Origin of the sequence: Neorhizobium sp. T6_25, assembly GCF_002968555.1 — a bacterium.
In the GTDB taxonomy this organism is placed as follows: domain Bacteria; phylum Pseudomonadota; class Alphaproteobacteria; order Rhizobiales; family Rhizobiaceae; genus Neorhizobium.
Window position 1 is genome coordinate 26,467 of record NZ_PVBL01000029.1, and the last position, 12,703, is coordinate 39,169.

At 63.7% G+C, this 12,703-nt stretch carries 16 protein-coding genes and 1 pseudogene; 3 read left to right on the forward strand and 14 right to left on the reverse strand.

Going from position 1 to position 12,703, the window contains the following annotated elements; all coding sequences use genetic code 11:
• Positions 1–66: 66 nt before the first annotated feature.
• From C5L10_RS27875 to C5L10_RS27910, 8 genes and pseudogenes are all read right to left on the reverse strand, one after another.
• Positions 67–618 (reverse strand): annotated as a pseudogene (locus C5L10_RS27875) (phage major capsid protein); the annotation flags it as partial.
• Positions 615–1,196, reverse strand: a complete 582-nt coding sequence (locus C5L10_RS27880) for an HK97 family phage prohead protease (protein ID WP_105432318.1) — start codon at positions 1,194–1,196, stop codon at positions 615–617. The pseudogene C5L10_RS27875 and the gene C5L10_RS27880, both read right to left, overlap by 4 nt.
• 212 nt (positions 1,197–1,408) lie before the next feature.
• On the reverse strand, positions 1,409–1,744 hold the full coding sequence (locus C5L10_RS27885; protein ID WP_105432319.1) for a DUF6107 family protein: 336 nt from the start codon (positions 1,742–1,744) through the stop codon (positions 1,409–1,411).
• A gap of 210 nt (positions 1,745–1,954) precedes the next feature.
• A complete protein-coding gene (locus C5L10_RS27890) occupies positions 1,955–2,260 on the reverse strand; it encodes a type II toxin-antitoxin system RelE/ParE family toxin (RefSeq protein ID WP_105432320.1) in 306 nt (101 codons plus the stop codon).
• Positions 2,257–2,535, reverse strand: a complete 279-nt coding sequence (locus tag C5L10_RS27895; RefSeq protein WP_105405091.1) for a CopG family ribbon-helix-helix protein — start codon at positions 2,533–2,535, stop codon at positions 2,257–2,259. Before C5L10_RS27895 ends, C5L10_RS27890 begins: the two co-directional genes overlap by 4 nt.
• Positions 2,536–2,589: 54 nt before the next feature.
• Complete coding sequence (locus C5L10_RS27900; protein WP_105432321.1) at positions 2,590–3,777, reverse strand: phage portal protein; 1,188 nt, start codon at positions 3,775–3,777, stop codon at positions 2,590–2,592.
• Positions 3,778–3,817: 40 nt separating this feature from the next.
• A complete protein-coding gene (locus C5L10_RS27905; RefSeq protein WP_038584976.1) occupies positions 3,818–4,132 on the reverse strand; it encodes a Dabb family protein in 315 nt (104 codons plus the stop codon).
• A 59-nt stretch (positions 4,133–4,191) separates the two neighbouring features.
• Positions 4,192–4,800, reverse strand: a complete 609-nt coding sequence (locus C5L10_RS27910) for a hypothetical protein (protein WP_105432322.1) — start codon at positions 4,798–4,800, stop codon at positions 4,192–4,194.
• Positions 4,801–4,958: 158 nt separating this feature from the next.
• Between C5L10_RS27910 and C5L10_RS34760 the strand changes: the two genes are divergently transcribed.
• Positions 4,959–5,084: a hypothetical protein gene (locus tag C5L10_RS34760; RefSeq protein WP_256384740.1), complete on the forward strand. Its 126-nt coding sequence runs from the start codon at positions 4,959–4,961 to the stop codon at positions 5,082–5,084.
• A 28-nt stretch (positions 5,085–5,112) separates the two neighbouring features.
• On the opposite strand, the gene C5L10_RS27915 is transcribed toward C5L10_RS34760, so the two are convergent.
• From C5L10_RS27915 to C5L10_RS27935, 4 genes are all read right to left on the reverse strand, one after another.
• The gene (locus tag C5L10_RS27915) at positions 5,113–6,369 is read right to left on the reverse strand and encodes a DNA-packaging protein (RefSeq protein ID WP_105432323.1); all 1,257 of its coding nucleotides are present in this window, start codon (positions 6,367–6,369) and stop codon (positions 5,113–5,115) included.
• A gap of 220 nt (positions 6,370–6,589) precedes the next feature.
• Complete coding sequence (locus C5L10_RS27925) at positions 6,590–7,249, reverse strand: hypothetical protein (protein WP_205837102.1); 660 nt, start codon at positions 7,247–7,249, stop codon at positions 6,590–6,592.
• A gap of 277 nt (positions 7,250–7,526) precedes the next feature.
• On the reverse strand, positions 7,527–8,987 hold the full coding sequence (locus C5L10_RS27930) for a protein adenylyltransferase SelO (RefSeq protein ID WP_105432324.1): 1,461 nt from the start codon (positions 8,985–8,987) through the stop codon (positions 7,527–7,529).
• 98 nt (positions 8,988–9,085) lie between these two features.
• A complete protein-coding gene (locus C5L10_RS27935; RefSeq protein WP_172717218.1) occupies positions 9,086–10,474 on the reverse strand; it encodes an MFS transporter in 1,389 nt (462 codons plus the stop codon).
• A gap of 207 nt (positions 10,475–10,681) precedes the next feature.
• On the opposite strand from C5L10_RS27935, the gene C5L10_RS27940 reads away from it, so the two are divergent.
• A complete protein-coding gene (locus tag C5L10_RS27940) occupies positions 10,682–11,311 on the forward strand; it encodes an outer membrane protein (protein ID WP_046668488.1) in 630 nt (209 codons plus the stop codon).
• Positions 11,312–11,480: 169 nt separating this feature from the next.
• Here the strand turns inward: C5L10_RS27940 and C5L10_RS27945 are convergent, their stop codons facing one another.
• Positions 11,481–11,837, reverse strand: coding sequence for a hypothetical protein (locus tag C5L10_RS27945; protein ID WP_105432326.1), 357 nt, complete (start codon positions 11,835–11,837; stop codon positions 11,481–11,483).
• Positions 11,838–11,943: 106 nt separating this feature from the next.
• Between C5L10_RS27945 and C5L10_RS27950 the strand changes: the two genes are divergently transcribed.
• A complete protein-coding gene (locus C5L10_RS27950) occupies positions 11,944–12,156 on the forward strand; it encodes a hypothetical protein (protein WP_105432327.1) in 213 nt (70 codons plus the stop codon).
• A 78-nt stretch (positions 12,157–12,234) separates the two neighbouring features.
• Here C5L10_RS27950 and C5L10_RS27955 read toward each other — a convergent pair whose 3' ends face one another.
• Positions 12,235–12,435 (reverse strand): heavy-metal-associated domain-containing protein, encoded by a 201-nt coding sequence (locus tag C5L10_RS27955; RefSeq protein ID WP_038541227.1) that lies wholly within the window; start codon positions 12,433–12,435, stop codon positions 12,235–12,237.
• Between the last annotated feature and the right edge of the window lie 268 nt (positions 12,436–12,703).

Genomic DNA, 12,703 nt, shown 5'->3' on the forward strand with positions numbered 1-12,703 from the left:
AGACTCCACTTGGAAAAGTGGAGTGAAATCAACGCGAAGAATCCGGATTTATGTGGCGAGGCAGACCGCCACCCAGCCGGTCGAAAGCCCGGCCGCCGCAAACGGCTTCTTCAGCACGGCGGAAGATACGGTGCGCACGGTCGAGAGCGCCCGCATCGGCGAGACCGCCGAAATCCGCCGGCCGATTTCCGTATCGGTTTCCGGCGGCACGAGATAACCGCCGTCGGCACCGGTTCCGCCCGAAAACGCCTTGGTCTCCAGCTCGCGCAGACCGTTTTCCTCGCCACGCCGCACATAGGCGTCGAAAGCGGCCTTGTGCTCCACAGCCTCTGCCGAAAGCTCCGAACCGCCGCGGCCGAGTTGCGGCCTTGCCTTCTTCAGCACCAGCTGGTCGAGCACCTTCTTCTGGTCGTCGACCGCACGGTTGATCCGGTCCATCTTGTCGCGGGTCACGACGTCGGCGGTCAGCTTCTGCTCGATCTCGCCGAGGCGCCGGTCGTTGACCTCCTTGAAGGCCTCGAACGCCTCCATGAATTCGTCGAAGGCCGCCGTCACCGTTTCCGGCACGGCTTTTACTTCGGGCGCCACGCTTGCCATCGTTCTCGCCTGCTCGGTCATATCGCTTTTCCTTTGAAGGTTGATTTCATCATCATCTTCGCCGCCCGCCGCATCTGGCGGACGAGCTCGGTTTCCCTGTCGCGGAAGAACCGCGCATGCTTGACGTTGGAGACCCGGGCCGATGGCAGCATCGGAAAGGTCACCACCGAGATTTCCCACAGATCCGCCTCGAGGATTTTTCGCACGCCCGTCTTGGCGTCCGTCCTCGCCTTGACGGTGCGGAACCCGATCGACAGCCCGTCGAGCGCGCCCGATTTCATCAGCGCCAGCACCTCGCGGGAGCGGGCGACGCCCGGCGACAGCATGCCCTCGACGTAAAGCCCGCGGGCATCCTCCCGGATCGTCCGCCAGGCGCCGATCGGCTCGGCAGGGTCGTGCTGGTAGAGCATCCGCACCCCCATCGCCCCGCGCTCCACGAGGCAATTGCGAAAAGCGCCGCGCTCGATCCTATCCTTCCCGAGATCGACCTCGCCGAAGACGCTGGCATAACCGGAAAACACCCCGTCGCCGGTAATGCCTGCGAGTTCCAGATTGGCAAATTTGCGCGCGTTCGGGCGCGGCCCGCGATAAGCGTGCATCGGTATTCTCCTAGCGATTGAATTGGAGCCAGCCCCTCATCCGCCTTCCGGCACCTTCTCCCCGTTGTCACGGGGAGAAGGAACACGCGGTGACGCCCTGGCATGCCAACGGCGTCAGAGATGAGGGAAACGGGCGCGTCGTACTTCCTTCTCCCTGCATGCGGGGAGAAGGTGCCGGCAGGCGGATGAGGGGCTCCGGGCGAAGACCGAAGTTAAGCCCCGCCGCCCCGTCCCCCATATCTGACGGCGATCCTCGCCAGCGCGCCGAGCGCCCACCAGGCACAAAGACTGGCCGCCGCCGACCCCGTCAGCATCACTTCCGCGCCTGAAAGCTCGCCGCCGATCCCCAGCCGCTCGACCAGCCAAAGCCCGGTCGGCCCGCCGAAGATCATCCCGCAGCTCAGACCCGTCAGAAACCGGCTCGCCGCCTCGCGACGGCTCTTCGGCAGGAGATAGATCAGCGACACGCCGGCTCCCGCCGTAGCGCCCACCGCCTTGGCGGCCCAGATGCCGGCCAGCGCGCCCGGATCGTTTCCGAGATCAGCCATTTTTAATCTCTCTTGTTTATGATGCACGCATATGGACCGAACGACGCTGCTGCCATGCACCAGCCGTTCCGCGCTCGACCCAGGGTCGGCGGATCCAGTTTCCATGAATCTTTGGAATCGGTTGAGGCTACCTGCTGGGAAGTTGATTCCGGCACTTCGCAAGTTGAGTGAGTGGCAACAGACGCGTCGAGCAAACGCCAAGCCGCCCGTCTATTCCGTGTAGACGTCCTCGTCCTCATCGGACCGATCATCCTGCCTGCCGTGCCTGACGATCAGGATCAGCACGCCGTCGGAATCGACTTCGTACTCGATGAGATAGGGCGCAATCACCAGGACCCTGACGCCATTGGAGCCCGGCTTGACCTTGCCGATCTCCGGATGCTGCGACAGAAGCGACCGGGCATTCCGCAATTTCCTGTTCAGTTCCCGCGCCGCCGGAGCGCTGAACCTGCCGAGGTAGGTCCGCTCGGACCTGATGTAGTCCGCAGCCATCGTGGAGATGCGGACTTTCTTCATGCGGCATCGGTCCGGGATTTTTCATCCGCAGCATTTAAGCCGTCCAGTTCGTCGAGAAGGTCGTCCATATCCATGACCTTGCCGTCGCGCACGTCCTGGCGCGCCGCGGCAATTTCCAGAAGCTCGCTTCCCTCTGTGGTCAGGTAAGCTTTCAGCGCCCGGACGATCACCCAGGACCGGCTTCTGTCCGCTGTCTCCGCGATCTTCTCGATGTCCTCAAGGATGTCGAGCGGCAGGCGCAGCGTGATCGGGTCTGAAAGAACGGGCTTGGCCATCTGAGCCTCCATTTGTAATACGATGTATTACAATCTACACCCGTTGCTTACAGATTAATACCCCACCGCCTCGCGCTTCTCTTCGTCGCTCAGGAACGCCGCCGCCCCGACCCTTGCCCACAACGCCTCGCGCTCGGCGGAAAGGCCGGCGATCCGGTCGAGATCCGGCTCCAGCCGCAGCCGCTCGCCATAAGCCTCCGACAGCCAGGCGGAAAAGCTCGCGGCGGTCCGCGAAATCAGCGGCAGTACGGTGAGGCGGTAGAAGGCGCGGTTGGCTTCCTGGTAGTTGGCATAGGTGTTGTCGCCGGGAATGCCGATCAGCATCGGCGGCACGCCGAAGGCGAGCGCGATGTCGCGGGCAGCTCCATTCTTCGCCTCGATGAAATCCATGTCCTTCGGCGACAGGCCCATCGCCTTCCAGTCGAGCCCGCCTTCGAGCAGCAGCGGCCGTCCGGCATTGACGGCGCCGGAATAGCCCGCCTCCAGCTCGTCCTTCAGCCGCTCGTACTGATCGGCGGACAAGTTGCCGCCCTCCTTCGGCTGGTAGACCAGCGCGCCGGAGGGTCGTGCGGAATTGTCGAGCAGCGCCTTGTTCCAGCTCGCCGCCGCATTGTGCAGGTCGAGCGCCGCTCCCGCCGCGCCGAGCGGCGGGAAACCGCAATGGTCGTCGAGCGGATGAAACAGTTTCAGATGCAGCAGCGCGACGCCGTCTGTCTCCACCGGCAGCCGCCGTGTGGTGCCTCCGGCGCGATAGTCGTAACCCGCCACCCAGCCGTCGCGGCCCTCGACCACGCTCATCCGGTCGGGCCGCAGCAGATGCAGTTCGCGCAAGTCCCCGCCGATCGACAGCGGTTCGACATAGGCATTGCCGGAAAGCGCCAGGTGCCCGTAAAGCGCCTCGAAAAAGTCAGGCCCGCCCTGCCGGCCATTCGGCCGCGCCAAGAGCGCCAGCGCCGGATGTTCGGCAAGCTCCGTCGCACCGTCATAGGCAAGCCAGGGCACGGCTGCGGCGGCTTCGGCGATCATCCGCACCGCCCGATAGGCGACCGGGTTCTTCATGAAGCCTGCCCGTGCCAGCGCCGCATAAGACCGCCCCGACCATTGCGCCGCTCCCTCGCCGGAGACGATCGCGAAACCGGAGGCCGTCTTGGTTTCGGCCCTTTGGGTGTCGGTTCCCTGGATTTCGGGCACGGCCTGTCGCCCACCCGTGGAAAACCACGGGCGCCGGAATGGAGATTTCATCGTGACTTGTCCTTTTCGCTCGCGGGCACCAAGGCCCGCTTCAGGGAAGCGGCAGGGGCGATTTCACCGCACTTTCGCTGTCGAAATCGGCCGCAACACGCATTTCACGGATCGGGCGGACGATATCGATCGAGGCCTGATAGGCCGGATGCGCCTTGTAGGCGGCAAGCGCCGCCGCATCCTCGAATTCGCCGTAGACGACCAGGTCGACCTCGTTGCCGAGTTGGTCGCTCTTCACGTTGGTGCCGATCTCCAGGGTCAGCGCATGCGGGTTGCCGGTCAGCAGGGAAAGACCTGCCCGTACCCGTTCGATCTCGCCCGTTTGCGCCGTGAAAAATACGATGTGGCGTATCATGGAACCTCCAGCAAAGCGGAGGCCTCGCTATCACGGGCTGCCACGGGCCACAATGCGGCCTATTGCAGCGCTTCGGCGAACAGCCGCGCATGCCGCGCCACCAGGTCTGCCCGGTCGTTGCCGTTGATGATTTTTCTGGCGCCCACCCACTCGGCTCGCCCCTGCCCGAAATAATCGCCGAGCCTGCGGCCGGTGAAACTGCCGCGCCGCATGCCCTCGATCAGGATCGCAACCGAGACCGGCATTTCCATCGCCCGGCCCGGATCGGCCACCAGGTCGATCCCGGTCACAGCGGACATCGCCTCGTAGTTCCGCCTGTGGGTGAGCTGCACCAGCCCACGGCCGAGCCAGCTTTTTCCGTCCGCGTCCGGCCGCCAGTAGGGCGTCTTCACCGACCCGAGCCGGCCCGCGGCAAAAGCCTCGTCCAGCCGCGCGATCGCCGACCTGTCGCTGGCCGCCAGGGTCTCGCGAACGGGCTGCATCGTGGCGGCCGTCTCATGAAAGGCGGTGGCCAGCACATAGGAAAGCGGCTGTGCCTCCCCTTGACCGTCGCTCTCCCGCCAGGCGTCGAGAATCGCCGTCATCCCCTCCACCTGGGCGGCGGCGAGTCGGCCCTTAAAGAGCTTCGTGCGTACCAAATCAAAGAAAGCATGCCGGTTGTGAGCCATCTGGAGCCTACTCCCATACCGCGCTACCGGGTTTCAATCGGTTTAGAAAAACTAAATCGTTTTAAGCCCTTAGGCGGCAGTTTACTTTTTTCTAATGATGTGGAACCAACGGCTCCACACGACGTTCAGGTCCGCTTTCTAAACAACAGGAGATCATGATGATGCAGCAGCCCGCACCGGCCGCCCCTTCCAAGCCGATCCCGCAGCATGTCGTCGAGCGGATCGAATCCGAATGGAAGCAGATGCGCGAAAGCGCCCAGCCGAAGCCGGTTACCCCGCGCTGATCATCATCACCTGAAGCGCGAGCCGCGCTCAAACACCGCGCACGCGCGGCTCTCCATGACCTGCCAGCATCAGCGCAGTCAGCGCCCAGACCAGCGCATCGAGCCGGTCGGGCGAGCGGCCTGAAGACAGGCCGTCCGGACCGAAATCGCACATCTGGTCTTCGAGTTCGGCAAACCGGCCGGCATGCGCCACCCGCCCCTGTTCGTAGAGGGCAGCCACCGGCTCGGCGCGCAGGAATTTTCCGCGCGTTGCCCGTACCATCGTCACCGGCAGGCCTGCGTCGACGCTTTTCAGCATCGCCGTCACCATCTCGCCGCCCTGGTTCACCTCGGCCACCACCCGGTCCGCCTGGAAGCGCGCATAGGCGCGCGCCACCGCGTTCGCCCAGCCCGCCGGGGTTTTGCCTTCGACCGAACAATCGGCCAGCACCACCGCCCGGCCGCTCGCCTCCAGGCCGGCCACGACGATGCCGCAGCAGGAATGTTCGCCCGAACCCGAAGGGGGATCGACGGCGACCACGATGCGCCTGAGCGCTCCGGTAAAGCGGATCGTGAAGGCTTCGAGGTCGGCCCGTTTCCACAGCGCGTCCTCGCGGTCCTCGATCAGCTCGCCGGCCAGTTCCTGCCGTCCGAGCCTCGTTCCTCCGTAACGTGCCTCCAGCGCCGAAATGAAGCCGGGAGAAAGATTGCCGGCATTGGCCTGGGTCGAGATCCGGACGAGCTGCGTGCCGGGATCGGCGATCAGCCGTTTCAGGATCGGCACCGGCCGCGGCGTCGTCGTCACCAGCTGGCGCGGATCGGCCCCGAGCCGGAGCCCGAACTGCAGCATGTCGAAGGTTTCCTCCGCATGCCGCCATTTGGCGAGCTCGTCGCACCAGGCGAAATGAAACTGTGGGCCGCGCAGGCTCTCCGGATCTTCCGAGGAAAAGATCTGCGCGATCGCCCCGTTCGGCCAGACCAGCCTCCGGCGCGAAATCTCGAAACCCGGCCGGTTCTTTCGGGCAATCCGGCAGATGCCGGACACCCCGTCGATCATCACCTCACGGGCATCGCCCAGCGTTTCCGCCACCAGCGCTATCCTGAGATCCGACCTGCTGCCGACCGAGGCGAGCCCATGGATCCATTCCGCGCCTGCCCGCGTCTTGCCCGAGCCGCGCCCACCCATGATCAACCACGTCCGCCAGTCGCCCTCGGGCGGCTTTTGGTCGCGGCGGCCCTTTATATCCCAGTCGCGTTCATGATCGAGCGTGAAGCCGATCAGAGAGGTGTCGGACTGCTGCGGCATACCGATCTCCCCCCTTGAGGGGGAGATGCCCGGCAGGGCAGAGGGGGGTGCTGCGGCACACTCTTCGGCAGTTGAGTTCGCGGCGCCACCCCCCTCTGTCACCTTTGGTGACATCTCCCCCTCAAGGGGGGAGATCAGAGGGCGTTTGCCGCGCCCGGCGTACCCTTGCCCAATCGCATTGCTCAAGGCCGTGCTTTTCGTAATGGCTTCGCGATATTCCTCACGCGCAGCCGTGATTGTCCACAAGCCCCGGTTCAACCCCGACGCCCCCTTCGAGGCCTTGACCGCGATCTTCTCCTGCGCTCGCAGCAAGGTCCGTTGGCTCGGAGGACGCATGTCCAAACCTCTCCAAGACGAGGGGCGGCGGTCCATCCCGCTTCCATGCTTCGAAAAGCCGGTAGGCGTTTTCATTCGCGCGATCCTCGATCATTTTCAGGAAGCGGGCCTTGGCCTCCTCATACCCGCCCTCGTCCGCATCGCGCTCGGCGGCCTCGTCGCGGTCGCGGGCGAGCTGGCGTTGCAGGCTGTCGACCTTTTCGAGCGTGCGGACGATCAGCGACATGGCGTCGGTCGCGGCCTTCACGTCGGCACGCGCCAGTTTCTGGGCGGCGTCGTCACCACTCTCAAGCGCCGCCTCCGCCGAGGTCCGCATTCGCCGGAAGGTCGAAAACTGGTCGCGCATCTCAACGGTCATCTCGTTCAACAGCCGCCGCAGTTCCTCGCCGGGAGAGAATGCACCCTCGGCCGACTTGATCTCCAGCAGCACGCCGCGCACCGCGTCCGACAGCGCGCAATCGTCCATGACGACCGCGTCGCCATAGACCGGCGCCTCCGTCCAGAGCCCGAAAAGCGCCGGATCGAACGTCTCGAATTCATCCATCTGGGATATCCCCGGGGGCCAAAACAGGAGCCAAAATGATGGCCAAAAATTCGGCGCAGAAAATCCCGCCGCGCCCGTTTCCGGTCGCTGCGCGTCCCCGCTGCCGATTGTCGAAATAAAAAGAAGGCCCGGCTTTGGGACCGGGCCAATTTGACTGGAAGTCTTGCCACCGGCTATCCACCGGCGCAATTCTTCGACTGTGCCTAGAACCTATCAAACAACCGTCACGTCGTCAAGGACTATTTTCCTAATTAGCAACAATTAATTTACGGGCGGATTACGTCCCGCAGAACGTCTGCGTCACCCGCTCCTCAGGCTTCGGCGGCTGCATGTAGCTCACGAATTCCGGCCGCTCTTCGAATGGCTTTTCCAGGGCCTCCAGCAACCGTTCGAAGAAGCTGAAGTCGCCGTAATTGGCGGCCGAAAGGGCTTCCCGGACCTTGTGATTGCGGGGAATGACCGCCGGGTTGACCGAGCGCAGGGCGACAGCCAATTCGCCGGCCGGCCGTGCCTCCGTGGTCAACCGCTTGCGCCAGTCCGCAAGCCAGACCTGCGCCTTGTCGGGATCGGCAAAACACTCGAGGAACGCCTCTTCCCCACCCTCCGCCGCATCGGCAAGCCGCCGGAAGGCCAGGGTGAAATCCGCCTGCCCCTCGTGCATGGCGGCCAGCAGCGCCTGGATCAGGTCGCCATCGCCGTCAGCCTCGGTCGCAAGGCCGATCTTCGCCCGGAAAACGCCGATCCACTCCTTCTGGAACCGCTCGCCGAACGCTTTCAGCACGGCGTTCGCCGCTTCCACGGCCTTTTCCTCGTCCTCGTCCAGCAGCGGCAGCAGGCATTCCGCCAGCCGCGCGATGTTCCACTGGCCGATGCCCGGCTGGTTGCGATAGGCATAACGACCGCCCTGGTCGATCGAGGAAAACACCTTCATCGGGTCGTATTCGTCGAGAAAGGCGCAAGGCCCGAAATCGATCGTCTCGCCTGAAATCGTCATGTTGTCGGTGTTCATCACTCCATGGATGAAGCCGACGCCCATCCAGCGGGCGATCAGATCCGCCTGCCGCGCCGCCACGCCCTGCAGCAGCGCCAGATAGGGATTTTCCGCCGTTTTCAGCTGCGGATAGTGCCGCTCAATCACGTAGTCGGCGAGCAATTTGATCCCGTCATTGTCGCCGCGGGCGGCAAAGAACTGGAAGGTGCCGATCCGTACATGGCTTGCCGCGACGCGCACGAACACCGCGCCCTGCTCCACCGTCTCGCGATAGACCTGCTCGCCAGTGGCGACAGCCGCCAAGGCCCGTGTCGCCGGCACGCCGAGCGCGTTCATTGCCTCGGAGACGATATATTCGCGCAAAACCGGCCCCAAAGCCGCGCGTCCGTCGCCCCTGCGGGAATAGGGCGTCGGTCCGGCGCCCTTCAGCTGGATGTCGCGGCGTTTGCCGTTGCGGTCGACGACCTCGCCCAGCAATATCGCCCGCCCGTCGCCGAGCTGCGGCACGAAATTGCCGAACTGGTGGCCGGCATAGGCCATGGCGATCGGCATGGCGCCGGGCGGCACGACATTGCCGGCAAGGATCGCCGCCAGCCGGACGGGATCGGAAAAGTCCGCCTCGACGCCCAGCTCCCCTGCCAGTTCCGCGTTGAATTTCAGCAGCTTCGGCCCCTCCACCGGCTCGGGATAGACGGAGGCGAAAAACCTGTCCGGCAGGCGTGCATAGGAATTGTCGAACTGGAACACGGGAAGGTCTCCTTTGGCCGCCGGGATGCGGCGACCTTTTCTCCAAATATGGGAAATCTGTCCCGCCGAACAAGCGAAATACGCTTTTGTTGCGCCGCTCAAGCCTTGGTAAGCCGCACCCCGAAGCCGAGGAGGAATGTCAGCAGCGCACCGGCCGCAGCAGTTCCGTAGAGCCACAGGGCCGGCCCGCCGGCGTTGCCGTTCTCCAGCGCCGAAACCAGGCCGGTCGCGCTTGCGATCATCCCGGCGATCCCCGCGCCTATCGCGTAACCGGCGGTCGAAATCGTCGGCAGCAAGGCACTTGCAAGATCGCGCTCCTGCCTTGCTGCCGCTTCCATCGCCGCCTGGTTGACGCTTGCCCAGGCGACGCCGAAGCCCGTACCGATCGCCACCTGGCCCGCCAGCAGCAGCACCAGCGAGCCGCTCGGGAACGCGGCGGCGAGGCAGAGGAAACCGGCCAGTTGAAACAATGCGCCTGCGCGCATCCACCGATGCCGCGGCTGAAGCGCCGTAATCCTGCTCGCGACCACCGCGACAGCACTCCAGGAGAGCGCCATGGTCACCACCAGATAACCGACCACGGACGGCCGGAAACCGAAGACGGCGTCGATCATCAGCGCCAGGTAAACGCTGCCGACCGAGTGGCTGGCCGACATCAGGAACAGCACCCAGAACCCGTGCCCGAGAACAGAACCGAGCTGGAAAGCGCCCTCCGGAAACAGCCTTGGCCCGATCCGCCCGTCGAGCTTCAGCGCCGGCAGGAACAGGCCCGCGCCTGCCACCACCGCCACCGCCTGCATCGCCCCTCCGGTCACCACCGACGACAGCGACAGGACGAAGGAAGCGGCAAGGCAGAGCGAAATGGTGGCGGCGGAGAGCGGCACCGGCGCCGCCTCCGTCACCCTCACCTTCGCGGTCAGCGCAAAGACGGCCAGCAGAGCCACGAACGGCGAGACGGCCAGGAAAGACGCCCGCCAGGAATAGGCCTCGGTCAGAAGTCCGCCCGCCAACGGCCCGGCAATTGCCGCCACCGCCCAGACGATCGCCTCCACCGCAAACACCTTTGCGATCAGCGCGGAGGGAAAATTGGCCGGGATGAGGCTGTAGCAGATCGCCACGATCAATCCATCGGCAATGCCCTGCAGCAGGCGCCCGGCCATGATCCAGGAAAAGGCCGGCGCCGACAGCGCCAGCAGCCCGCCGGCCGCAAAGACCAGCGCCGAAAGAAGGAGAATGAAGCGCGCGCCGAACCGGTCGCGCATCGCCGCAGCTCCCGTGCCGCCGGCGATCGAGCCCAGGAAATAGAGCGTATAGGCCCAGCTGAAATAGCCCGTGCCGCCGATCTCTCTTGCCGCCGGCGGCAGTGCTGCGACGATTGCGAACTGGTTGAAGGCATGCAGCCCGATCCCCGCCGAGATCAACCCCAGCATCGCCCCTTCGCGGCCTCTGAGAAGCCTCGACCAGCCCACATTGATATCCTGCAACACGCCCTGCCTCTTATCCGTTTTTTCAGTCCCGGGGACGCTACAACCTCAACCATGATTGAGGTCAAGGGATGAGCCGAAAATTAAAATTACGCATTTTCAGTATCTTAAGGCGTAATTGCAGATTTTTTCCGATGTTGTATTTTAGCTACAGCTTTCCAAGCAAACCGCTCTATTTGCGTTTTTGCCAACCAATCGGAGGGAATATCCATGAAGGCTCTTTTCATTCTCGCAGCGTCGGCCGCCATGACCGCCTCTTCCGTTGCTTACGCAGCCGACGCCGTCGAACAAATCCCGCAAGCGCCGCAAGCCGTCGAAACGCCCGTCGTATTCTCCTGGAACGGCCCCTATATCGGTGCCCACACGGGATATGCCTGGGGCGACGGTGATGCCCCCGGCGGCGGTTCGGACGATTTCGACAGCTGGAGGCTTGGCGGCTTCGTCGGTTATAACTGGCAGTTCTCCAGCGGTTTCGTGGCCGGTATCGAAGGCGACGTCAACTACGACTGGAACGAAAACAGCTATGCCGGCGGCATCGACGTCGACACCGGGTTCTCCGGTTCGGTTCGCGGCCGTGTCGGTTACGCCATGGACCGGGCGCTGATCTTCGCGGCAGCCGGCTGGACGGCCACCACCGCCCATATCGACGGCGGCGGTTTTGACGACGACGACATGCTCAACGGCTGGACGGTCGGCGCCGGCGTCGATTACGCCTTCACCGACAATATCTTCGGCCGCCTCGAATACCGCTACAACGACTTCGGCAACGGCAGCCTCGCAGGCGCCGATTTCGACTTCAGCCAGCACGTGATCAACGTCGGCATCGGCGTCAAGTTCTAAGCCGCGGCTTCGGGATACGTTCAATGCTCCACCTTGCGACAAGGTGGAGCAAGATCGCGAGGGGCGGCGGGCTTTATCAGGGACGTGCCAGCACCTTGAAGGCGATGAACTGCGTCTTCTGTTCCTTCGAGAAATTGTTGTCGGAAACGAAGGACCTGCCCGGCGAGGCTTAGCTCGGAAAAAGCGCGTTGCAGCGCCGAGCGAAATTGGCGACGGGGCTCGCATCCTTTTCGGCCAGAAGAGACAGCCTGGCGACATGCTCCTGCATGTAGCCACGGGCCTCCTCCTTCGTTCGGCCGAGCTTCTCAAACTCGGATTCGGCTCGTCGCGACAGATCATCGAATTTCGATTTATACCCGACAGCCTGGGCTGTTTCGCCCGATTGGCCGTATGCCTCGGCTAAGATCACAAAGATTGCTCCACACTGGAACGGATAGTCGCTATGCTTACGGCTTTCCTGCATCTGAGCCTGGCCAAGCGTGCTCACGGCAACGAAGATCAGCAGCGATAGAATGGCTCTGCTCACATCAATTCTCCTTAGTTGCGGTCAGGACCCGACACTATCCCTGGCGAAAGGAGAAGCCCGATCTTACATCGGGGAAAGAAGGTACTCGCGAAAGTTGATCTTGGCCATGGCGCAGGAAAAACGAAGACTTGCCGGAAGGCTGCTCTGGCTCTTGGAGATCGTCTGGACTGTTTCGATCATGTCCATGGCGACCGCCGTTGGGGCCTATTTCGGCTGGCAGAACCACGGACTTGACGGCGCGCTCGCGCTTGGATTTGTCGGCCTTGTCGCCGGCATGTTCCTTAGCTTACCATTACTTCTCCTGCAGGTGCTAAATTGAGGTCCTTGCGAAGCTGATCTGCGATGGTTGCGCGAAGGTTTTCAACGCGATGGGCGCGATCGGCCAGACAATTTCCCCTCAGACCGCTGCCCGCTCCGGCGAATACCCCGCCTCGCGGATCGCCTCTTCGGCCTTCGCCGCGTCGCCTTCGATCGCCACCGTCTTGGCCGTCAGGTCGATCGCTACCGCCGCGCCCGGCAGGGCTTCCGCCAGCGCGCCGCGCACGGTCTTTTCGCAATGGCCGCAGGTCATGTCCGGCACGGTGAAAATCGCAGTCATCGGAATCTCCTTGTTCGATAGGTGTGTTGTGCCGCTTCCCATGGAGGGAAGGTCAAGTACATTAGAGGAATGGAGCCGGTGCGGCATGCTTCCCTTCAAGGGCGTGCGGCGGTGCGTGGAGCCCCTCCCCCTTGTGGGGAGGGGTTGGGGAGGGGCTTTCCTTCCGCATTTAAAACCCCTCCCGCCTGCCGGCCACCCTCCCCACAAGGGGGAGGGTTAAGGATGCCGCACCGCCTCACGTCCCTGAAAGATCGGCTCCCCCTCAAGG